At 63.7% G+C, this 21,900-nt stretch carries 21 protein-coding genes and 1 riboswitch; of the genes, 10 read left to right on the forward strand and 11 right to left on the reverse strand.

Annotation, left to right across the window (positions count from 1 at the left end; translation table 11 throughout):
* Positions 1-6: 6 nt before the first annotated feature.
* The gene (locus tag MESCI_RS06515; RefSeq protein WP_013529161.1) at positions 7-912 is read right to left on the reverse strand and encodes a DMT family transporter; all 906 of its coding nucleotides are present in this window, start codon (positions 910-912) and stop codon (positions 7-9) included.
* 208 nt (positions 913-1,120) lie between these two features.
* Between MESCI_RS06515 and MESCI_RS06520 the strand changes: the two genes are divergently transcribed.
* A complete protein-coding gene (locus MESCI_RS06520) occupies positions 1,121-2,419 on the forward strand; it encodes an adenylosuccinate synthase (protein ID WP_013529162.1) in 1,299 nt (432 codons plus the stop codon).
* A gap of 74 nt (positions 2,420-2,493) precedes the next feature.
* Complete coding sequence (locus tag MESCI_RS06525) at positions 2,494-4,152, forward strand: hypothetical protein (protein WP_013529163.1); 1,659 nt, start codon at positions 2,494-2,496, stop codon at positions 4,150-4,152.
* A 17-nt stretch (positions 4,153-4,169) separates the two neighbouring features.
* Here the strand turns inward: MESCI_RS06525 and MESCI_RS06530 are convergent, their stop codons facing one another.
* The 4 genes from MESCI_RS06530 to MESCI_RS06545 form a co-directional block, all read right to left on the reverse strand.
* Entirely contained in the window at positions 4,170-4,469 is a 300-nt protein-coding gene (locus MESCI_RS06530) for a CcdB family protein (protein WP_013529164.1), read from the reverse strand.
* Positions 4,469-4,711: a type II toxin-antitoxin system CcdA family antitoxin gene (locus MESCI_RS06535; RefSeq protein ID WP_013529165.1), complete on the reverse strand. Its 243-nt coding sequence runs from the start codon at positions 4,709-4,711 to the stop codon at positions 4,469-4,471. Before MESCI_RS06535 ends, MESCI_RS06530 begins: the two co-directional genes overlap by 1 nt.
* A 168-nt stretch (positions 4,712-4,879) precedes the next feature.
* Entirely contained in the window at positions 4,880-6,700 is a 1,821-nt protein-coding gene (locus tag MESCI_RS06540; RefSeq protein WP_013529166.1) for an ABC-F family ATP-binding cassette domain-containing protein, read from the reverse strand.
* A gap of 1 nt (position 6,701) precedes the next feature.
* Positions 6,702-7,361 carry a thiamine diphosphokinase gene (locus tag MESCI_RS06545; protein ID WP_013529167.1) on the reverse strand — a complete coding sequence of 220 codons (660 nt, stop codon included), beginning with the start codon at positions 7,359-7,361 and terminating at the stop codon, positions 6,702-6,704.
* Positions 7,362-7,448: 87 nt separating this feature from the next.
* Positions 7,449-7,563: riboswitch (TPP riboswitch) on the forward strand.
* Positions 7,564-7,606: 43 nt separating this feature from the next.
* Here MESCI_RS06545 and thiB point away from each other — a divergent pair.
* From thiB to MESCI_RS06565, 4 genes are all read left to right on the forward strand, one after another.
* Entirely contained in the window at positions 7,607-8,605 is a 999-nt protein-coding gene (gene thiB / locus MESCI_RS06550) for a thiamine ABC transporter substrate binding subunit (RefSeq protein WP_013529168.1), read from the forward strand.
* 8 nt (positions 8,606-8,613) lie between these two features.
* Positions 8,614-10,239: a thiamine/thiamine pyrophosphate ABC transporter permease gene (thiP, locus tag MESCI_RS06555; RefSeq protein ID WP_013529169.1), complete on the forward strand. Its 1,626-nt coding sequence runs from the start codon at positions 8,614-8,616 to the stop codon at positions 10,237-10,239.
* Entirely contained in the window at positions 10,232-11,032 is an 801-nt protein-coding gene (thiQ, locus tag MESCI_RS06560) for a thiamine ABC transporter ATP-binding protein (RefSeq protein WP_013529170.1), read from the forward strand. The genes thiP and thiQ overlap by 8 nt, the downstream gene beginning before the upstream one ends.
* Positions 11,033-11,290: 258 nt before the next feature.
* Positions 11,291-12,760 (forward strand): M48 family metalloprotease, encoded by a 1,470-nt coding sequence (locus tag MESCI_RS06565; RefSeq protein ID WP_024502938.1) that lies wholly within the window; start codon positions 11,291-11,293, stop codon positions 12,758-12,760.
* Between the two features lie 24 nt (positions 12,761-12,784).
* Here MESCI_RS06565 and MESCI_RS06570 read toward each other — a convergent pair whose 3' ends face one another.
* Positions 12,785-13,648, reverse strand: a complete 864-nt coding sequence (locus tag MESCI_RS06570; RefSeq protein WP_013529172.1) for an RNA polymerase factor sigma-32 — start codon at positions 13,646-13,648, stop codon at positions 12,785-12,787.
* 322 nt (positions 13,649-13,970) lie between these two features.
* Here MESCI_RS06570 and MESCI_RS06575 point away from each other — a divergent pair, with 322 nt between their 5' ends.
* The 3 genes from MESCI_RS06575 to MESCI_RS06585 all read left to right on the forward strand — a co-directional run bounded on the left by MESCI_RS06575 (position 13,971) and on the right by MESCI_RS06585 (position 16,317).
* Entirely contained in the window at positions 13,971-14,744 is a 774-nt protein-coding gene (locus tag MESCI_RS06575; protein ID WP_013529173.1) for an amino acid ABC transporter substrate-binding protein, read from the forward strand.
* 125 nt (positions 14,745-14,869) lie between these two features.
* A complete protein-coding gene (locus MESCI_RS06580; protein WP_013529174.1) occupies positions 14,870-15,550 on the forward strand; it encodes an amino acid ABC transporter permease in 681 nt (226 codons plus the stop codon).
* Positions 15,547-16,317: an amino acid ABC transporter ATP-binding protein gene (locus tag MESCI_RS06585; protein WP_013529175.1), complete on the forward strand. Its 771-nt coding sequence runs from the start codon at positions 15,547-15,549 to the stop codon at positions 16,315-16,317. Before MESCI_RS06580 ends, MESCI_RS06585 begins: the two co-directional genes overlap by 4 nt.
* Before the next feature lie 181 nt (positions 16,318-16,498).
* On the opposite strand, the gene MESCI_RS06590 is transcribed toward MESCI_RS06585, so the two are convergent.
* On the reverse strand, positions 16,499-17,110 hold the full coding sequence (locus tag MESCI_RS06590; protein ID WP_013529176.1) for a LysE family translocator: 612 nt from the start codon (positions 17,108-17,110) through the stop codon (positions 16,499-16,501).
* A 155-nt stretch (positions 17,111-17,265) separates the two neighbouring features.
* Positions 17,266-17,925 carry a response regulator gene (locus tag MESCI_RS06595; RefSeq protein WP_013529177.1) on the reverse strand — a complete coding sequence of 220 codons (660 nt, stop codon included), beginning with the start codon at positions 17,923-17,925 and terminating at the stop codon, positions 17,266-17,268.
* On the opposite strand from MESCI_RS06595, the gene MESCI_RS06600 reads away from it, so the two are divergent.
* On the forward strand, positions 17,903-19,825 hold the full coding sequence (locus MESCI_RS06600; protein WP_245268596.1) for a hybrid sensor histidine kinase/response regulator: 1,923 nt from the start codon (positions 17,903-17,905) through the stop codon (positions 19,823-19,825). The genes MESCI_RS06595 and MESCI_RS06600 overlap by 23 nt on opposite strands.
* A gap of 165 nt (positions 19,826-19,990) precedes the next feature.
* Here MESCI_RS06600 and MESCI_RS06605 read toward each other — a convergent pair whose 3' ends face one another.
* From MESCI_RS06605 to MESCI_RS06615, 3 genes are all read right to left on the reverse strand, one after another.
* The gene (locus tag MESCI_RS06605; protein WP_013529179.1) at positions 19,991-20,572 is read right to left on the reverse strand and encodes a CarD family transcriptional regulator; all 582 of its coding nucleotides are present in this window, start codon (positions 20,570-20,572) and stop codon (positions 19,991-19,993) included.
* A gap of 367 nt (positions 20,573-20,939) precedes the next feature.
* Positions 20,940-21,278, reverse strand: coding sequence for a ferredoxin FdxA (gene fdxA, locus MESCI_RS06610; RefSeq protein WP_013529180.1), 339 nt, complete (start codon positions 21,276-21,278; stop codon positions 20,940-20,942).
* A 234-nt stretch (positions 21,279-21,512) separates the two neighbouring features.
* Entirely contained in the window at positions 21,513-21,899 is a 387-nt protein-coding gene (locus tag MESCI_RS06615; protein WP_013529181.1) for an RNA-binding S4 domain-containing protein, read from the reverse strand.
* Between the last annotated feature and the right edge of the window lies 1 nt (position 21,900).

Below are 21,900 nucleotides of genomic sequence, written 5' to 3' on the forward strand. Positions count from 1 at the left end.
CAAATGTCATCCGCGGTGGTCCGCCATTGCCATCTTGCGCCCGCTGTATTCGGCAAGCCCGATGCCGCCCAGCACGAGCACCAAGGCCAGCGCCTGATAGAGCTGGAACGTCTCGCCGACGATCAGCACCGACAGCAGCGTGCCGAAGATCGGCACCAGATTGATGAACAGGCCGGCGCGGTTGGCGCCGATCAGCTCGTTGCCCCTGATGTAGAAGATCTGCGAAACGACCGATGCGCCGATCGCCGTATAGACGATGACGGTCCAGCCGCGCGCGTCGGGCATGATGACCTTGCCGGCGAGGACCTCCCACAGGAAGAACGGCAACGAGGTGACGAGTGCCGAAACCGACAGGGCCAGCATCAGGCTCTGCCAGCGCATCACCGGCTTCAGCCGCAACCCCACCGAATAGCCGCTGTAGAGAAAGACAGCGACCAGCATGATGGCGTCACCGAAATTGAGTTCCAGCGTCAACAGCCGGCGCGGGTCGCCATGGCAGGCGGTGAGGATCACGCCGGCGATGGTCAGCACGACGCCGACAATCTGCGCCCAGTTCACGCGCAGGCGGAAGAAGACGAAATTGGCAGTCATGATCAGGATCGGCATCGCCGCCTGTTCGATCGAGACATTGATCGCTGTCGTGTAGTTGAGCGCCGTGTAGAAGATGGTGTTGAACAGGGTGAAGCCGCTGGCGCCGAGGGCGACCAGCACGAACCAGTGCTTGCGGACCATCGGCCAGTCCTTCTGGATGGTCTTCCAGCCGATGGGCAGCATGATCGCCACGGCCAGCACCCAGCGCAGGAAGACCAGCGTCATCGGCGAGACGTGATCGACCGCCAGCTTGCCGGCCACCGAATTTCCACCCCAAAGCAAGGTGGTGAGCAGCAGGAATATGTAGGCGCTTCGATGCATCGCGGGATTCCAGTCGCCGGAGCTGCGGTGTTTGCCGGCCTATTGCCCTCGCTCGCCCAAGTAAATGATGTCAAAGCCGAAAATTGTTGTGCCTCAGGGCATTTTCGACGGCAAAGAAAGGTCGCGCTCGCGAGGTCTTGACGTTATAGAGGCCTGTCGTTTCGAACCATATTCAAGCCGCTTGGCGGCGTCTCAAGGGAAAAGAAACATGGCCAATGTGGTGGTCGTCGGCTCGCAGTGGGGTGACGAAGGCAAGGGCAAGATCGTCGACTGGCTGTCGGAGCGCGCCGATGTCGTGGTGCGTTTCCAGGGCGGCCACAATGCCGGCCATACGCTGGTCGTCGACGGCAAGGTCTACAAGCTGTCGTTGCTTCCGTCGGGCGTCGTGCGCCAGGGCAAGCTGTCCATCATCGGCAATGGCGTCGTGTTCGACCCGCACGCTTTCGTCGCCGAGGTGGCAAAACTCAAGGCGCAAGGTGTCGAAGTAGCGCCGGATCGCCTGAAAATAGCCGAAAACACAGCGCTTATCCTGTCCCTGCATCGAGAGCTGGACGGATTTCGTGAGGACGCCGCATCCAATTCCGGGACGAAGATTGGCACGACCCGTCGCGGCATCGGCCCCGCCTATGAGGACAAGGTGGGCCGGCGCGCGGTCAGGGTGATGGATTTGGCGGATTTGGAAACACTGCCCTTGAAAGTCGACAGGCTGCTGACGCACCACAATGCGCTGCGTCGCGGGCTTGGTCATGCGGAAGTCACGCATGACACGATCATGCAGGAACTAACCTCGGTCGCCGACGACATCCTGCCCTATATGGACCGGGTCTGGAAGATCCTCGACGACAAGCGCCGGGCTGGCGAGCGCATCCTGTTCGAGGGCGCGCAGGGCACACTGCTCGATATCGACCACGGCACCTATCCGTTCGTGACCTCGTCGAACACGGTTGCCGGACAGGCTGCCGCCGGCTCCGGCGTTGGCCCGGGCGCCATCGGCTATGTGCTCGGCATCACCAAGGCCTATACGACACGCGTCGGCGAGGGTCCGTTCCCGACCGAGCAGAAGAACGAGGTCGGCGAATTCCTCGGCACGCGCGGCCATGAATTCGGCGTCGTCACCGGTCGCAAGCGCCGCTGCGGCTGGTTCGACGCGGTGCTGGTGCGCCAGGCCGTCGCGGTCAACGGCATCAAGGGCATCGCGCTGACCAAGCTCGACGTGCTTGACGGACTGGACGAGATCAAGGTCTGCACCGGTTACCGTCTCGACGGCGAGATGATCGATTATCTGCCGGCCAGCCAGGGCGCGCAGGCACGTGTCGAACCGGTCTACGAGACGCTCGAGGGCTGGAAAGGCACCACTGCCGGCGCGCGCAGCTGGAATGATCTGCCGGCCCAGGCGGTCAAGTATGTCCGCTACATCGAGGAGCTCATCGGCGCACCGGTCGCGCTCCTTTCCACCAGCCCGGAACGCGACGACACGATACTTGTGACCGATCCGTTTCAAGACTAGTTTCTGAGCCTTTCCGGGCATCGCGGCTGATTTGCGGGGGCCGACGCGGAAGCAAAATACAGGTCGACTGAAGCATGGCAGATTTCGTTGCTATTCTGAAAAACGCGCTCGACAAGCATGGCGACGAGACGCCGGAAAAGCGTACGCGCATCTATGCCAGCGTTCGCACCATGCTGGCGAAGAAGCTTGGTGAACGTTCGCCGCCGTGGGCTCCCGAAGCCATAGCCACGCAGATGCGTTCGCTGGAAGACGCCATTACAAGCGTCGAGCGCGATTATGCCAAGAGCGTGCCGGAGACCGACCCGCTCGCGGAGCTGGAACACATCTTTTCGTCGATCGATCGCAACAAGAACCAGCCAAGCCATACGAGGCAGCCGGCGAAGGCGGAATCGGCCTGGCCGGCACCGCCCGTCGCCAAGCCCGAGCCCTATCAACCCGCGCCGCCGCCTGCCGCCAAGGTCGAGCCAAGCTGGCAAAGATCGACGCCGGCGCCTGCCCAGCCGGCTCGCGCCGACACGCCTCTTCCAGGCATGAACGCCGAGGAGGCGGACGACGAGGCCGATGTCTTTTCCAGCAACGAAGACAATGAAGAGCCGGTACAGGACACCTTCCAGCGCCTGCGTCCCGCCGAGCGCAAGCGCAGCTATGGCGGGCTGATCGCGGCCGTCGTCGCGCTGCTGGTCGTTGCCGGCGGCGGCTATGGCATCTGGCTGAACAAGGACGCCTTCGGCAAGATGCTGGGGCTTGGCGGCAATCAGGTAGCGAAAACCGAACCCGTGAAGCCGGCGCCGGCCAAGCCGGCAACCGATGCCGCGGCAGCGCCGCCGGCGCCCGCGGCTGGCGGCACGGAAGCCGAAAGCACGAAATTCACCCAGCGGCTGACACCGCAGGGTGGTGAAGTCGACCCGGGTCCGGCCGGTGGCCAAAGCGGCATCGGCGAAGGCGAATCGGTCGCGGCGCTGACCACCCCGCCCTCGGCCACGAACGCACCGGCGATTTCCGCACCGGCCGCCGGTACGCCTGCCGCGACTACGCCTCCGGCGACAGATGCCGCCCCCGCAACGCCGCCTGCCAACGGAGCAGCGCCTGCAGCGCCGGCCGGTGCTGCCGGCACGCCGCCAGCACCGGCAGGTGCCGCGCCGCCCGCCCCGGCGGCTGCGCCTGCGGAAGCCGCCCTGCCTGTCGGCCAGAAGGCGATCTTCTATGAGGAGCGCACCAGCACCGCCCAGGGCTCCGCCGAGCCCGGCAACATCGTCTGGTCGCTGGTGCAGGAATCGCCCGGTGGCGACCTGCCGCCGGAGCCGGCGATCCGCGCCGAGGCGACCATTCCCGGCAAGGACATCCAGTTGCGCATGACCATCCGCCGCAACACCGACCAGACGCTGCCGGCCAGCCATATCATCGAGATGATCTTCCTGACGCCCGACGGTTTCGAGGGCGGCGGTGTCGACAACATCCTGCGCGTTGCCATGAAGGCTTCGGAGCAGGATGCCGGCAGCCCGCTGATCGGCATTCCGGCCAAGATTGCCGACGGCTTCTTCCTCGTCGCGCTCAACGACACCAAGGCCGACGAAGACGCCAACATGACCTTGTTGCGCGGCCAGGACTGGATCGACGTGCCGGTGGTCTACAAGACCGGACGGCGGGCGTTGCTGACCATGGAAAAGGGCATTCCCGGAGAGAAGGTGTTCGACGAGGCAATCAAGGCCTGGCAGGCCAAGACGGCAGGCTGAGACGCTGTAGCCGCCGTTCAGAAGCCCTGGAACAGTATGTCGAGCGCAGCGACGATGTCGTCGTGGTGCTTGATCAGGTTCAGCCGACTTTCGCCTAATTCGCTGGCCGGAACGGTGGCAACCAGGTGTGTTGCCATAACGAGCTTTCGACCGTTGATCTCAAAAATCGGATGAAGCTTTCGCATCGGCGGTGGCACCATTGCTACCGGCAGAAGCGGCACGACCACCCGCGTCTTGAAATTGTCGAGAAGCTCTGACTGAACGTCGAGCACATAGCTGCCTTCGATGCGACCGGCGAAGACATCATAGCGGGGCATCAGAACTGCCGGTACTCTTCCAGCGGGATGCCATGTTTCTCGATATAGTCGTTCCACGCGTCCATCGTGGCGCGGTTCTCAAGCTTCCACAGTCGCGTTTTTTCGGCAGCCACCGCCTCCGCGATGCCGGCCTCCGCAGCGCGCGAGACATTCACGTCAAGTCCCTTGGCTTCCCTCATGAGGTTCGAATCGATCGACAGATTTGCTGGCTGACGGATCGCACTCAAGGCAATTTTGCGCATAATAGCCTCCGCAACATGCGCATAATATATGCGCATTTCTGTATGGAGGCAATCAGTCGGTTCTAGCTGCAGGTAGGGGCGCTCGGCCCCTTTCGCTATGGCTCCGGGCGTTCGTCGCTTCAATCGACAAATCGTCGTCGATTGATCGGCCTACGGCCGAAACACTCCTCACCCCTCCATCTCCTCGCGCAACATCTCCAGTTCCAGCCATTCTTCCTCGAGCGCGGCCAGCGTGGCGCGCTCCTTGTCGAGGGCGGCGATGGTTTTCTGGAACGAGGCCGGATCGCGCTCGTAATAGGCCGGATCGGCGATGTTGTTCTCCAGCCGCGAGATAGAGGCCATCACAGCTTCGATTTTCTTCGGCAGGGATTCCAGTGCGAATTTCTGCTTGAACGACAGTTTCTTCGCCGGCACTTTTGGCGCGGCGGCTTCGCTCTTGCCTGACGCGGGCGCCTCGCCATTTTCGGCTCTCGCCCGCGCCTTGCGGTCGTCCAGCTTCGTGCCGCCGCGCTGCGCCAACATGTCGGAGTAGCCGCCGGCATATTCGATCCAGCGGCCTTCACCATCCGGCGCGATCAGGCTGGTCACGGTGCGGTCGAGGAAATCGCGGTCGTGGCTGACCAGGATGACGGTGCCGGCGAAACCGGCGACCAGTTCCTGCAGCAGTTCAAGCGTCTCCATGTCGAGATCGTTGGTCGGCTCATCGAGCACCAGAAGGTTTGCGGGCCGCGCCAGCACGCGCGCCAGCAGGAGCCGCGCCCGCTCGCCGCCGGACAACTCGCGCACCGGCGTGCGCGCCTGCTCCGGCTTGAACAGGAAATCCTTCATGTAGGAGACCACGTGGCGCTGCTCGCCATTGATGACGAGGTTTTCGCCGCGCCCATCGGTGAGATATTGTGCCAGCGTCTCCTGCGGGTCGACCGCCTCACGCTTCTGGTCGAGCGTTGCGATCTCCAGATTGGTGCCGAGCCGCACCGAACCGGCGTCCGGCTTCATCTCGCCGGTAAGCATTTTCAAGAGCGTGGTCTTGCCGGCGCCGTTCGGCCCGACCAGGCCAACGCGATCGCCGCGCTGGATGCGGGTCGAAAACGCCTTGACCACGGTGAGATCGCCAAAGCTCTTTTCGATGTTTTTCGCCTCGATCACCAGCTTGCCGGACTCGGTGGCGTCGCTCGCCACCATGGTCGCCGACCCTTCGGCCCCGCGATGACCGCGAAAACGCTGGCGCATGGTCTGCAACTCGCCAAGCCGGCGCATGTTGCGCTTGCGCCGCGCCGTCACGCCGTAGCGCAGCCAATGCTCTTCGCGAACGATCTGGCGACCGAGCTTGTGCTGCTCGCGTTCTTCTTCCTCCAGAACCAGGTCGCGCCATTCCTCGAAATGGCCGAAGCCCTTGTCCAACCTGCGGGTCTGGCCGCGATCGAGCCAGACCGTGGCGCGCGACACGCGTTCGAGGAAGCGGCGGTCGTGCGAGATGACGATCAGCGCCGAGGAGGTGCGGATGAGTTCTTCTTCCAGCCATTCGATGACCGAGAGGTCGAGATGGTTGGTCGGCTCATCAAGCAGCAGGATATCGGGCTCCGGCGCCATGACGCGGGCAAGGGCGGCGCGCCTCGCCTCGCCGCCCGACAGGTCGTTCGGACGTTCCTCACCCGACAGGCCGAGATGCTCCATCAGATAGCTGGCGCGGTAGGGATCGTCGGCGGGGCCAAGCCCGGCCTCGACATAGGCGCGGACAGTGGCAAAACCTTCCATGTCGGGCATCTGCGGCAAATAGCGGACGGTCGCCGAAGGCTGGCGGAACACTTCGCCGTCCTGCGGCTCGATCAGGCCGGCGGCGATCTTCAGCAGGGTCGACTTGCCGGACCCGTTGCGGCCGACCAGCGCGATCTTGTCGCCGGCCGAAGCCGTCAAGGCGGCGCCATCGAGCAGCGGCGTGCCGCCGAAGGTCAGTTTTATCCCGTCGAGGTTGAGAAGGGGCGGGGCCATGTCAGCTTTCAGGTAAGGGATAGGGATGAGCGAGCAGCATCGCGCGGCCATGGCCGAGCGCGATTTCGAGGCGGCCCCCGGTCTTGTCGGACTTGACCTCGTTGGAAATGGTCAGCGACGAACCGAACGCCACCTTGACGTGAGCGAGCGGCCATTTGGCGCCGGTGACGGTCAGGCCGTCGAGCTCGGAAAAGCCGAGCACCGAAAACAGCGTGCCGTCGGCATAGTCGAAGCCGGCCGTTCCGCGCAGCAGGGGGATGCCTTCCTGAGCGCCGCTGGTCAAAAGCACGTCCGTTCCCGCCTCCGCCAGCCGCAGGGCGAGCGACAGATGCAGAAAAGCGTGGTCGGCGCGCTTGCCGCCAAAGGCGCCGGCCAGCACCAGGCGGGTCGCGCCGCGCTCCAGTGCCGCGGCGACGGCAAGTTCGCCATCGGTCTGGTCCTTTTCCGCCGGGAAGGTCCGGCGCGGCACGGAAGCGAGATCGTCCGGCAGGTTGGCCGGCACCGAATCGAAATCACCCACCCACAGCTCCGGCACGAGACCCAGCAACCGCGCATGACCGATGCCGGCGTCGGCGGCGATGACGCGGGAGCCTTTGACCTGACGGTCGAGCCGTAGCGTACGGATGAGATCGCCGCCAAGCAGGATGGTGAATGTGCTCATATCGTGTGGCCCTTACCAGCCCGGCACGGGAAACGGAAGGCGGCAAACTCCCGCTTGCATGGCGGATCGGCCCGGCCTATGTGTCGAAACGCTCTAACGGGGTGCCGGACGCGATCTTCGCGGACCGGCTGAGAGGCAGTCTCGCCAACCCGCTGAACCTGATCCGGTTTGTACCGGCGGAGGGATTAGACGTTTCGGACAGTCCGACGCCTCAATTCCTTTCAATTCAAACGAAGGAGGCGCCGATGCGCACGCTTTTATACGCTCTTGTTTCAGCAACGGTCGTGGCCTTGTCCGGGCCCGCCTTGGCCAAGGACAAGCTCACCGTCTACACCTATGAGAGTTTCACCGCCGACTGGGGTCCGGGTCCCGTGGTGAAGAAGGAGTTCGAGGCCGAATGCGGCTGCGACGTCGACTTCGTCTCGGTCGCCGATGGCGTCGCGCTGCTCAACCGCGTCAGATTGGAAGGCGCATCGACCAAGGCCGATATCGTGCTTGGCCTGGATACCAATCTCACCGCCGATGCCAAGGCGTCAGGCTTGTTCGCGCCGCATGGCGCGGTGACGGATGTCAATGTGCCGGGCGGCTGGAGCGACGACACTTTTGTCCCCTTCGACTACGGCTATTTCGCTGTCGTCTATGACACGCAGAAGATGAAGACGCCGCCGAAGAGCCTGAAGGAGCTGATCGAAGGCAGTGCCAACGACAAGATCGTCATCCAGGATCCGCGCACCTCGACGCCAGGCCTCGGCCTGCTTCTTTGGGTCAAGTCGGTCTATGGCGACAAGGCACCCGAGGCCTGGGCCAAGCTCAAGGCCAAGGTGCTGACCGTGACGCCGGGCTGGAGCGAGGCCTATGGGCTGTTCACCAAGGGCGAGGCGCCGATGGTGCTGTCCTACACGACGTCGCCAGCCTACCACATGGTCGCCGAGAACACGGAGCGCTACCAGGCGGCCTCCTTCGAGGAGGGCGAGTATCTGCAGATCGAGGTGGCGGGTATCACCACGACAGGAGCCAAGAATCCGCTGGCGGCCAAGTTCATGGCCTTCATGACCGGGCCGAAATTCCAGGATGCCATCCCCGAGACCAACTGGATGTTCCCGGCAGGCAAGACCGACAAGCCGCTCAATCCGGCCTTCGACAAACTGGTCAAGCCGACGAAGACCTTGCTGTTCAGCCCGCAAGAGGTCGCCGCCAACCGCAAGGCTTGGGTCGATGAATGGCTGGCGGTGATGAGCAAGTAGGCAGCGCGATGGCGCCGGCGCATTCCACGGATTCCCGCGTCAGTGCCGGCATTGTCGCGCTCGCTGCAATCGCGCTGCTGATCGGCGGCGCGTTTGCCGGCCTGCTTTTCGAGGGCGCCCATGATTTCTCGGGCGCCTGGGCAGCCTTCGATCCCTATCTGCTTCGCGTCATTCGCTTCACGCTCTGGCAAGCGGTCCTGTCGACGCTGCTTTCGGTCATCCCGGGGCTGTTTGTGGCGCGCGCTCTGTCGCGGCATCCACGTTTCTTCGGCCGCGCCTTCATCCTGCAGATCTTCGCCGTGCCATTGGCGCTGCCGGCCATCGTTGCAGCGCTCGGCATCCTGGCGCTTTATGGCCGTGCCGGCTATTTCGCCGGCGTGCTTGCCGTTATCGGCGGCGGAAGCTGGCCGGGCATCTATGGCCTGTCCGGCATTCTCGTCGCCCATGTCTTCTTCAACCTGCCGCTGGCGACGCGGCTGTTCCTCGAGGCGCTGCAGACCATACCGGCCGACCAATGGCGGCTGGCGAGCCAACTCGGCATGGCGGCCCGGCCGGCGTTCCGGCTGATCGAATGGCCAATGCTGCGCGCCGCAATGCCCGGCGTCGCCGGGCTGGTCTTCATGCTCTGCATCACATCCTTCACGATCGTGCTGACGCTCGGCGGCGGGCCGGCCGCGACGACGCTTGAGGTCGGCATCTACCAGGCGCTGCGCTTCGATTTCGATCCCGCGCGGGCCGTTACACTGACGCTGCTGCAGATCGCCTTGACCTTTATCGTGGTGCTGGCACTGACGCGGCTAGGCGCCAATGTGGTCGGCGACACCAATTTGCCGGTCGCGCAACGCCGCTATCTTTCGGTCAATCGGAGCGAGACCTGGTTGAACGCGCTACTCATCGTCCTGGCGCTGCTGTTCGTTGTCGGGCCGATGGCGGCAACCGTGATGGCCGGATTGAGTGCCGATCTCGCCCGCTTGGCCGGCGAGGCCACTGTCCGGCAGGCAACGCTGACCAGCGCGGCGCTCGCCTTCCTGTCGGCGCTGCTTTCGGTGATGCTGTCGCTGGCGCTGACCATGGCGCGGCGGGCACTGGCGCTGAACCGCCGTGCCGGCGCAAAGACACTGCTCGAACACGCGACCGATACAGGCGCCGGTTTTGTCCTGGTCGTGCCGCCGATCGTCGTCGGCGCCGGCTGGTTCCTGTTGTTGCGCCATGTCGGCGATGTCTTCGCCATCGCCCCGGTCATGGTCGTCACCGTCAACGCGGTGATGGCGATGCCGTTTGCGCTCCGCGCCGTGCGTCCCGCCTATGATGCAGCGAGCGAGCGTCACGAACGGCTCTGTGCACAGCTCGGCATTGCGGGCTGGAACCGGCTGATGCTGGTCGACTGGCCGTCGCTGCGGCGACCGCTCGCCACGGCCTTCGCTTTCGCCATGGCGCTGTCGCTCGGCGATCTCGGTGTCATTGCCTTGTTCGGCAGTGATTCCGTGCAGACATTGCCCTACCTTCTTCTGGCTCGGATGGGCAGCTACCGCACCGAGGATGCCGCCGGCCTCGCACTGCTGCTCGGCCTCGTCTGTCTCGCGTTGATCGTGGCGGCGCACTGGCTGGGAAGGGAGGAGGTCCGTGATGCGTGAAAAGGCGGCCAACGGGCTCGCGAAGGGCGCGCCGGTGCGGCTGGACAAAGTGTCGTTCAGCTACGGCAGCTATGGCAGCTATGGCGAGGCGCCGCTTGTTTTCGATGTCGAGTTTGCCGCGGCGACGATCACCGCCATCATGGGGCCGAGCGGTTCGGGCAAGTCGACACTGCTCAATCTGGTCGCCGGCTTCGAGACCCCACGGTCGGGCCGCGTGCTGGTCGGCGGTGTCGATGTCAGCGCCGAGCCGGCCTCGGCGCGGCCGGTGTCGATGGTGTTCCAGGAGAACAATCTCTTCGCGCATCTTTCCGTCGAGCAGAATGTCGGGCTCGGCCGCTCGCCATCCCTGCGGCTGACCGAGGCGGACCGCGCCGCGGTCGCCGAGGCGCTTGCGCGCACCGGTCTTGCGGGCAAGGAGAAACGCCTGCCGCGCGAGCTCTCCGGGGGCGAACGCCAGCGCGTCGCCCTGGCCCGCGTGCTGGTGCGCGACCGACCGGTGTTGCTGCTCGACGAGCCCTTCGCTTCGCTCGGGCCGGCTTTGCGCGACGAGATGCTGGACCTGGTTGCCGCCGTTCATGCCGAACGCGCCATGACAGTGCTGTTCGTCACCCACCAGCCGGAGGATGCACGCCGCATCGGCGAGCATATGGTGTTTGTCGACAATGGGTTGGTCGCTGCGACCGGCAAGGCTGATGATTTCTTTGCCGGGGCTGGTCCGGAGGCGTTCCGGCGCTATATCGGCGCGGGTGCCGGATATTCCACATCACGCGATGTTGCCCGGAAGCGGACATAATTTACGGTCAAACCGGCTCCAGGCGATGTGGCGTTTGCTTGCCATGACCGGGGGAGTGTGGCTAGGTCCGCCCTACCGGTCCGGCACAGGCCGTGATTTGCCTGCAGTATCCGGCGCCCGCCCCTGGGATGGGCCGCGGATACTGCAGCAGTTTGAGATATGGCACGTGAACATTCTGAAGATCGTCCCCGATTTTCAATGTCATGTGCCGGGACCCGAAAGGAAGCCGTTCTGGCGATCGGCGCTAACACATTGGGAATGAAACCGCTGGCGCGCTTCCTCGCGCTGGCCGGCTTTGCCGTGGCGTTGGCAAGCTGCCAGATGTTCACGCCGCCGGAGGTTCAGGAATCCGGCTTCCAGCCTTCCGACAAGCCGATCACGGTGGACAATGTCGGCGCCAACAACAAGCTCGCCGAATTGGCCAGGGCGCAGCATCCGCGCATCCTGGCGACCTATGGCGGCGAATATTCCGATCCCAAGCTCGAGCGCATGGTCGCCAAGGTGGTCGGTAGTTTGACGGTGGTGTCCGCCAACCCGACACAGACCTATCGCATCACCATTTTGAATTCGCCCAATGTCAATGCCTTCGCGCTGCCGGGCGGCTATCTCTACATCACGCGCGGCCTCCTGGCGCTGGCCAATGATTCGGCCGAGCTTGCAGCTGTCATCGCGCATGAGATGGGCCACGTCACCGCCAATCACGGCTTGCAGCGCCAGCAACTCGAGGCAGAGGAAGGCCTGGCGACCAAGGTGGTTTCCGATGTGCTCGGCGACAGCCCGACCGCCAAGGCGGCGTTGATCCGCGGCAAGCTGAGGCTCGCGCAATTCTCGCGCAACCAGGAGCTGGAAGCCGACGCCATCGGCATCAAGTCGATCGGCGAGGCCGGCTACGATCCTTTCGCCGCCGGCCGCTTCCTGCAATCAATGTCGGCCTACACGGATTTCCGCTCGATCAGCGGCGCCACCGACGCCAGCCTCGACTTCCTGGCCACGCACCCCAATACGCCGCAGCGCATCGATCTGGCGCAGCGCCATGCCCGCCAGTTCGGCGCGCCGGGCGTCGGCACGCGCGACCGCGATTCCTTCCTCGCCGGCATAGACGGCCTGCTCTATGGCGACACGCCGGAAGAAGGCTATGTGCGCGGCGAAACCTTCCTGCATCCGGGCCTTGGCGTTTCGTTCACGGTACCGGACGGCTTCATCATCGACAATTCGGCGGCAGCGGTGACGGCCACCGGCCCCGGCGACATAGCGATCCGTTTCGATGGCGTGTCGATCGACAAGAACCGGGCGCTGACGGACTATATCCGCAGCGGCTGGGTGGCTGGTCTCGTCGACAGCAGCGTCAGGCAGGAAACCATCAACGGCAACGAGGCAGCGACCGCGCATGCCGGCGCCGAAGGCTGGCAGTTCGACATTGCGGTGATCCGCGCCGGCGGCCAGGTCTATCGGCTGCTGACCGCGGCCCCTTCGGCCAGCACGTCGCTGGACACAATCGCCCGCTCGGTCAGCGGCTCGTTCCGGATCTTGAGTGCCGCCGAAAAGGCGGCGCTGAAGCCGCTGCGCATCCGCGTCGTCACTGTCCAGCCTGGGCAGACGATGGGTTCGCTTTCGGCGCAGATGGTCGGCGTCGACCGTAAGCTCGACCTGTTCCGCGTCCTCAACGCGCTGTCGCCTGGTGCCGCGGTTTCGGCCGGCGACAAGGTCAAGATCGTCACGGACAAGTAAGAGCCCCTGGACGCCTGCCGCCGTTCAGGCGGCAGTCGCCATGAACTCCGGATTCTGCTTCACCAACGCGACCTTCAGCTTTTCCATGGCGCGGGCCTCGATCTGGCGGACGCGTTCCTTGGAGATGCCGAGGGTTTCGCCGAGCGCTTCCAGCGTCGCGCCCTCGTCGTTAAGCCGGCGTTCCTCGATGATCCTCAACTCCCGTGCGTTGAGCGCGCGAAGCGCCTCCCTCAGCCAGAGCGAGCGGCGCGCGACATCGATCTTGTCGCCGACGATCTCGTCGGGCAGCGGATCGTCCGAGACCAGGAATTCCATGCGCTCGGTCGAACCCGCATCGTCGGCAACCGGCATGTTGAGTGAGGAGTCGGGAGCCGACAGCCGCGAATCCATCATCGCCACGTCGGCTTCGGAGACGCCGAGTGCTTCCGATACTTCGCGATAGAGCGTTGCGTTTGACAGTGGCTCGGCGCCATTCGCCAGCCGCGCGCGCAGGCGTCGCAGGTTGAAGAACAGCGCCTTCTGCGCCGAGCTGGTGCCGCCACGCACGATCGACCAGTTGCGCAGGATGTAGTCCTGCATCGAGGCCCGGATCCACCATGTCGCATAGGTCGAGAACCGCACCTCGCGCTCCGGCTCGAAGCGGGCGGCGGCCTCGAGCAGCCCGACATGACCCTCCTGGACCAGGTCGCCGAGCGGCAGGCCGTAATGGCGGAATTTGGAGGCCATGGAAATGACCAGCCGCATATGCGCGACGGTGATGCTGTGCAGCGCGTTCTGGTCGTTGTCCTCTTTCCAGAGCAATGCAAGCCGATGCTCTTCGTCACGTTCGAGGTAGGGAGCCTTCATTGCCGCGCGGACCATGATCCGTCCTGCCGTGTCTTCCATCATGAGGCGCTCCCTGGGTGGTGCGGATGACTTTGCAAACTTGGCTGGCGCCCGGGTTGAAATGGCGGCGCCGTGCCCTAGAACAGCCAGAACTGCCATGCGCGGGAAAGGTTCCGCGACCGTGGCTGCGGGATTGTGTTGCCCGACGGGCTCCGGGGATGATCCGCGACAGTTCTGGTGTCGGCTGGAAAGCGCCAGTTTGAGTATACGATTTCAGAAACTGGTTGTTTTTGGAATTCTGTTCCTTATTTTTTCGGCTTGCATCTGTCAGTTTCCAGCGCTCACAATATGCCGGTCGGCCGGCCAAGGACGGGATCACAGAAAAATGAAATGGCTCAAGTCGCTCATCATCGCCGGAACGCTGCAGGCCTTGGCTGTCACCGCAGGCCATGCCGGCGCCAATCTCGACCAGATCAAGCAGGCCGGGGTCATCAAGGTCGGCACGGAAGGCACTTATGCGCCATTCACCTATCATGACACTTCGGGCGCACTGGTCGGCTTCGACGTCGAAATCGCCAAGGCGATCGCCGACAAGCTCGGCGTCAAGGTCGAATTCCTCGAAGGCAAGTGGGACGGGCTGATCGCCGGCCTCGACGCCAATCGCTATGACGCCGTCATCAACGAGGTCGGCATCACCGATGCCCGCAAGGCCAAGTACGACTTCTCCGATCCTTACATCGCCTCCAAGGCGGTGCTGATCGTGCGCGGCGACAACACAGACATCAAGACCTTTGCCGATCTCAAGGGCAAGAAGTCGGCGCAGTCGCTGACCTCGAATTTCGGCAAGCTGGCCGAAACGAACGGCGCCGAGCTGGTCGGCACCGATGGCTTCGACCAATCGATCCAGCTGCTTCTGACAGGCCGTGCCGACGCCACGATCAATGACAGCCTGTCGTTCCTCGACTTCAAGAAGCACAAGCCCGACGCCAATGTGAAGATCGCCGCGCAAGAGGAAAACGCCGACTATTCCGGCGTCATCGTGCGCAAGGGCGATCCGGAGCTGGTCGCGGCGATCAACAAGGCGCTGGCCGACATCAAGGCCGACGGCACCTATAAGAAAATCTCCGACACCTATTTCGGCCAGGACGTTTCGAAGTAATCTATAGGCGGGCCGCTCCGCGGCCCACAGGACATATCGAGCGGCGAGCCGTCTTTGACGGTCCGCCGCTTTTGTCGTGATATGTCGCGCCTCGACGAAGCCTCGACTTATTTGGAGGATGTTACGTGCCGCACTGGCTGCAACTGATGCTGGAGTCGCTGCCTTCGCTGTTGTGGGCGGCGCTGATCTTCACCGTGCCGCTGACGCTGTTGTCCTTCGTCCTTGGGCTGACCGTTGGGTTGGGTGCGGCGCTTGCCCGGCTGTTTGGTCCGAAACCGCTGGTCGCGCTGGTGCGCTTCTATGTCTGGATCTTCCGCGGCACGCCGCTGCTGGTGCAGCTGTTCCTTATCTTCTACGGCCTGCCGTCGGTCGGTATCCTGCTCGACGCCTTCACGGCGGCGTTGATCGGCTTCACGCTCAACATCGGCGCCTACACGTCGGAAATCATCCGCGCGGCTATAGGGTCGGTGCCGAAGGGCCAGTGGGAAGCGGCCTATTCGATCGGCATGACCTGGAGCCAGGCGATGCGGCGCACCATCCTGCCGCAAGCCGGCCGGGTCGCGGTGCCGCCGCTTTCCAACACCTTCATCTCATTGGTCAAGGATACGTCGCTGGCCGCCGCCATCACCGTGCCGGAGATGTTCCAGGCGGCGCAGCGCATCGTCGCCACCACCTATGAGCCGCTGATCCTCTATGTCGAGGCGGCGATCCTCTATCTGGCGCTGAGTTCGGTGCTATCGGCCTTGCAGACGCGGCTGGAGACCCGGCTCAACCGCTATGGCGGCTTCCTGGAGGCACGCTCATGATCGGCCTCAGCAACATCGAAAAGCGCTTTGGCGACAATCTCGTGTTGAAGGGCGTGACGGTCACCATTGCCGAAGGCAGCGTCACGGCGCTGGTCGGCCCGTCGGGCGGGGGAAAGAGCACCCTGCTGCGCTGCATCAACCTCCTGGAGATCCCGACCTCGGGCACGGTGCGCATCGGCGACGAGACGCTCGAATTCCATCCTGGTGGCAGGGTTCCGGCCAGGGATATCCAGCGCCTGCGGCTGCAGACCGGCATGGTGTTCCAGAACTTCCAGCTGTTTCCGCATCGCACCGCGATCGAGAACGTCATGGAAGGGCTGGTGACGGTGCTGAAATGGGCGCCTGAGAGGGCACGCGAGCGGGCGCTGGCTCTGCTGGAGAAGGTGGGGATGGCGCACAAGGCCGACGCCTGGCCGGCGACGCTGTCGGGCGGCCAGCAGCAGCGCGTGGCGATCGCCCGCGCCTTGGCGCCGTCGCCGAAAGTGCTGCTCTGCGACGAGCCGACCTCGGCACTCGACCCGGAACTGGCGCAAGAGGTGGTCGACGTGCTTGGCAAGCTCGCCAGTGAAGGCACGACCATGGTGATGGCGACGCATGATCTGCGCCTCGCCTCCAAGATTGCCAAGGAAGTGGTGTTCCTCGATGCCGGCGTCGTCGTCGAGAAGGGACCGGCCGCGGTGCTGTTCAACAATCCGGAGCAGCAACGGACGAAGCGGTTCATTGCGACGCTGAAGCAGGAGGCTGAGAAGGAAGGCGGCGGCGGGTAGGCGCGGCCTAGGGTCTGTAGAATTCGGGCGATGGCCCCGAAGGCGCGCCGGTTCCGGTATATCTTGCCGGATGCGCGAGCAGGCCGTCAGCCATCCTTCGGCATATCGGGCCTTGCCGCCAGCAGCCGCTGAAATTTCACCGTCAGATCTCCCCCGAAATCGCGGCTCTTCATTTGCAGGTTCAGATATGATGGCTGACGAGCGCCACGCCAAGTCCGATGAGGATCGAACCGCATGTCTTGGGAATCACCCATCCGGCGCCAGTGAACCGGCCAACGGCGAGCGAGGCGATGCCGACCGCCGCAAGGTCGGCCATCGAGAAGACGAGATTGACGATGATGCCGAGGATGAGGAACTGCAACCCGACGGCCATGCCGGCTGACGGATCCACGAACTGCGGCAGGAAGGTCAGGAAGAACAGTGCCGTCTTGGGATTGAGGATCTCGACGACCATGCTGTCGCGAAATGTATTCGGGGCCGGCCTGGCACCATCCTCACCCATCCGGTTCCAGCCCAGGAACATGGCAAGGCCCAGCGAAATGAGATATGCGGCGCCCGCCCATCGGATCACCAAGAAAGCGACCGGCGCGTGTTCCATCAGTGCGGCGAGCCCGACCGCCGCGGCCAGGATGTGCACGTAACAACCAAGATGGACACCCAGTGCCGCCATCAATCCGGCCTGACGGCCATGGGCCAGCGTCTGCGCTGTCATGTAGAGAATCGCCGGTCCTGGCATGCAGGCGAAGGCGAGCGTTGCGAGGGCGAACGGAATCCAGAGATCCAGCGATGGCATGACAGCTCCTCCCATGATCAAGCCGTGGGAGGAGTAGGCCGGGGGGCAGGCCGAAAACATACGGCGGATGCCGTATTTGGATGATGATCGGGTTTGGCTAATCTGCCGATGGTTAAGGGGACGTTGCCGGGTTGCCCATTGTCGCGGCTGCGATATCAGCCGGTGGGCAATCCCAGACGAACCGCGTAGGCGGTCAGTTCGGCGGTGTTGTGGAGACTGAGCTTGCCCATCAGATTTTCGCGATGTTTGCGAGCGGTCGGCAGGCTGATGCCCAGTCGTTCGGCGATGTCGCGCGTGATCATGCCTTGCGCCACCAGTTGAAGGATCTGCCGTTCGCGCCGCGTCAGCGGTACCGGGGACAGGATTTCCTGCGCGGCTATCGGCTCGCTTTCCCTGCCTATATCGCTGACCGCGAAGCGAACGGTTTTCGCCAGATAGGTGCCTCCGTTCTTGACCGCTTCGATGGCAGCGCCGAGTTCCTCTGGATCGCCATCCTTGGTCAGGTAGGCGTTGGCGCCGGCGCTGAGCGCGGCGCGTACTGTCCTCGGCTCGACATTGGCCGTCAGCACCACGATCCGCAGGCGTGGCGCCAAGGTCCTGATGGTGGCGATAAACTGCATCCCGGTCACACCTGGCATGCCGAGGTCGAGGATCAAAAGGTCGGCGCGCGTGCTTCGCAGCTGGCCAAGCAGCGCCTCGCCATCCGCAGCCTCGGCGACGACCGAGATATTGTCCATAGCCGAGATAAGCAGCTTCAGCCCCTCGCGCACGATGGCATGGTCGTCGGCGAGTATGGCGGTGAGCGAGCGGTTCATCGGGGCACCATCCAGGGCTGCAGCGGCGTATATGGATCGATCGCCAACTTATGCGAAACAGGTTGCCGGTAGATCAACGGTACCGGGGAAGACCGGCCGGAGAATTACTTGGGACAATTGGAGGGATTCGATGCAGGAAGACAAGATACGCCAGGCCCTGGTCGAACTCCTGTATCGCAATTCCTACGGCGTGGTCATCTCCAACATCGTGATCTCGATGGCGGCGGTCTATGTTCTGAGAACGGCCGTTTCCGCCAATTGGCTGACCGGCTGGCTGGCGGCGCTGTATCTGCTGACGGCTATCCGGGTGCTGGCGTCGCGCCGTTTTTTCAGCCGCTCAAGGGATCGCGGCTCGATCTTGCACTGGGCATGGCTGGCCACGGCGTTTTCCTGTATGTCGGGCCTTCTGTGGGGGGTGCTTGGCTGGGTCGGCTTTATGCCCGAGGCGCCGATCGTGCTGTCCTTCACGGTCATCGTCCTGACTGGTCTCGTCTGCGGTACGGTGCCGTCGCTGTCGGCCTTTCCGCCGGCGCTGGTCGGTTCCATCCTGGCCACGGTGGTGCCGGTCGCCTTGCGCTGCTTGACCACCCAAAGCGATATTTCCGGCGCCTTCCTGTTCCTGCTCGCATCGCTGGTGGCGATCAATTTCTACTACTGCCGTATCACCTACCGCATGCTGCGCGAAACCGTCAGCCTGCGACTGGAGAACGAAACGCTGGTCGAGCACCTGCAAGAGGAACGCGACAGGGCGCAGACCGCCGACCGTGCCAAGACGCGTTTTCTGGCGGCGGCGAGTCACGATCTGCGCCAACCGATCCATGCCCTGAGCCTGCTGGTCTCGACGCTTGCCATATTGGGGCAGCGCGGCGACGTAACCTCCGGCGAGGCGCGCGATCTGGCCAGCCGGGCGAAATCGGTTGTCAGCAACTTCAGTGGGCTGCTCAACGCTTTGCTCGATATCTCGCGGCTCGATGCGGGCATCGTCACGGTCACGAGCGAGGCGGTGCCGCTGCGCGACCTCTTTGGTGATCTTCGCAATGAATTCGCCGCCGAGGCAAAACAACGCGGACTTACGTGGCGCGTGGTAGACAGCAGTCTCTACGTCGACAGCGACCCGATGATGTTGAAGCGCATCCTCAACAACCTGGTCTCGAATGCCCTTCGCTACACCAAGCAAGGTGGTGTCCTGCTGGGCTGTCGCCGGCGCGGCGCATGTGTGGAGATACAGGTCCTCGACAGCGGCCCCGGCATCCCCGCCGATCAGCAGGGGATGGTCTTCGAGGAGTTCGTGCAGTTGCAGAACCCGGCGCGGGACCGCACGCAAGGCTTGGGACTCGGGCTCGCCATCGTTCGCCGCACCGCCGAGCTGTTGGGGCACCCCCTGAAATTGGCTTCGACGTCCGGGCGCGGTTCCCTGTTTTCCATCACCGTCGCGAAGGCCGGCGCGGTGCAAGCTCGCTTGGAGGTCGACACGACATCGCCGGCCAGCAGTGCCGCCGGCATCATGGTGGTCGAGGACGAGGGCGACGTTCTCGATGCCATGGTGCGCTTGCTCAGCCTGGAGGGACATCGTGTCTATCCCGGCCGCTCCGCCGCAGAGGCGCAGGAGGCCCATACGGCGGCGCTGGCTGCCGGCGATGCGCCGGTCGACCTGATCATCGCAGACTACCGTCTCGAGAATGACACCACCGGCACCGACGCGATCCGTGCGCTTCACGCCCATATCGGCCGGCTTGTCCCGACCATCATCATTACTGGCGATACGTCGCCGGCGCGCCTCAAGGAGATCAGCGCCAGCGGCAGCCGCATCCTGCACAAGCCGATCGCCGACGAGGAATTGCGCGAGACCATTGCCGCGGTCTGCTTTGGCGGCAAGGCGATAAGTGGCGACACACGTTAAAACGAAACGCGCGCTCGACGGCTCGGCGCGCCGGCAAGCCGCGATGCAGCACGCTGGTGCGCAGGGCCTACCAACATCGAAGCTGCCGCCCGAAAGCAAAAGAGGCCCCGGTCAAACCGGAGCCTCCAATCGTTTCTGGCAGGATTTCTCGAAAGGTGAGAAAGATCAGGCAGCTTCTTCCTGCTCGGCCTCTTCATTGTCGGCCTTGGCGCCACGCTTAGGGCCCTTGTTGAGGTTGACCTCGATCAGGCGCACGGCTTCGGTTTCCGACATGCGGTTGACGGCCGCGATCTCGCGGGCCATGCGGTCGAGCGCCGCCTCGTAGAGCTGACGCTCGGAATAGGACTGCTCCGGCTGGTTGTCGGCGCGGTAGAGGTCACGCACGACTTCCGAGATCGAGATCAGGTCGCCCGAATTGATCTTTGCATCATATTCCTGGGCGCGGCGCGACCACATGGTGCGCTTGACGCGGGCGCGGCCCTGCACGACCTTCAGCGCGCGCTCGACATAATCCTCTTCCGACAGCTTGCGCATGCCGATGGAGGTCGCCTTGGCGACCGGCACCTTCAGGCGCATCTTGTCCTTCGAGAAGTCGATGACGAACAGTTCCAGCTTGTGTCCAGCAACTTCCTGCTCGTCGATCGAGACGATCTGGCCGACGCCATGCGCCGGGTAGACGATGTACTCGCCGGTCTTGAAACCGTGACGCGCAGCGGTGGACTTCTTCTGCGGGGTGATCGTTGCCATTGCGCACTGAACTCCTTGTTGTGGTACCGGCGTCCTGCCGGCCCGAACTCGCGCGATCGGAGAAACCGACCGTTAGCCGCACAACAGATGAACCCATCGGAAAAGCCGGACCGGCAAACCGCAACATCGCGACCGCCTGGCCCAGATCGCTCTGGTCCGAATGGGATTTTCACCTTTCAGTGATTTGGGGCGTCTGCGCCATAAATCGACGTTGTGTCACCGGCATGTTTCGCTGATGTAACACAAAAAGTCGGAAGAATCAAGGTTTTGCTGCATACGCGAAGGCCACAACCCGGCGCCGGCTGTCAAGCCGGTTAATGTGACGTGCCTCTTACCCTGCGTAATACCGGCCTTTGCGGCCGTATTGTCAATCGCCTTCGCCGGGCTCGGCGGAGAAGTATTTCTCGAACTTGCCGGCCTCGCCGTCGAAGGATTTCGCGTCTGCCGGCGGTTCCTTCTTGGCGGTGATGTTGGGCCATTTCTCGGCATATTCGGTATTGACCTGCAGCCATTTGTCGAGGCCGGGCTCGGTGTCGGGCTTGATCGCGTCGGCCGGGCATTCCGGCTCGCAAACACCGCAGTCGATGCACTCGTCGGGATGGATGACGAGCATGTTCTCGCCTTCGTAGAAACAATCGACCGGACAGACCTCGATGCAGTCCATGTATTTGCATTTGATGCAATTGTCGGTCACGACATAGGTCATCGGTCGGCTCCGGGACGTCCCATTTTGTTGGGCTTTTTCCGTCAGGTAACGCCTTTGGCCGCTGCTTGCAAGGGCAGCCATTCCTGTCGGCATCAGCGTTTCGAAATGGAATTCCAGGCAGCCGGCGCCCCAGAGGCCGGCGACCTCATGCAGGGCTTCCTGTTTGCCGGGTTCAGTTTTGCTTCAAACACGTCGTTATCCTGGCAAGCGCCGCCTGTTTTTGGACGCCAGGCATCAATCTTCGCCGAGCAATCGGTCGGTCTGGCGACGTTCCTTCTTGGTCGGGCGGCCGCTGCCGGCCTCGCGCAGCCCCGGAATTGCATCGGGAGGGGCTTCGCCCTTCGGTGCGGGCGGTGGCGACATATCCTCGTAGAGCGTACGGGCTTCCTCGGCCGGGCCGCGTCGCGCACCCGCGCCGAGGACCTTCCAGATGAAGATGCGCCGCTCGAGCGTGATGGTCAGGACGTCGCCTGGCTTGACCTGATCGGAAGCCTGCGCTGCTTTGTCGCGATTGATGCGGACCCGGCCGGCGACGACCAACTTCGCCGCCAGCGAGCGCGATTTCACGACGCGGGAGAAGAACAGCCATTTGTCGATGCGCTGGCGGCCTTCGGCAACCATC

The sequence above is a fragment of the Mesorhizobium ciceri biovar biserrulae WSM1271 genome (assembly GCF_000185905.1).
Classification (GTDB): Bacteria; Pseudomonadota; Alphaproteobacteria; order Rhizobiales; family Rhizobiaceae; genus Mesorhizobium; species Mesorhizobium ciceri.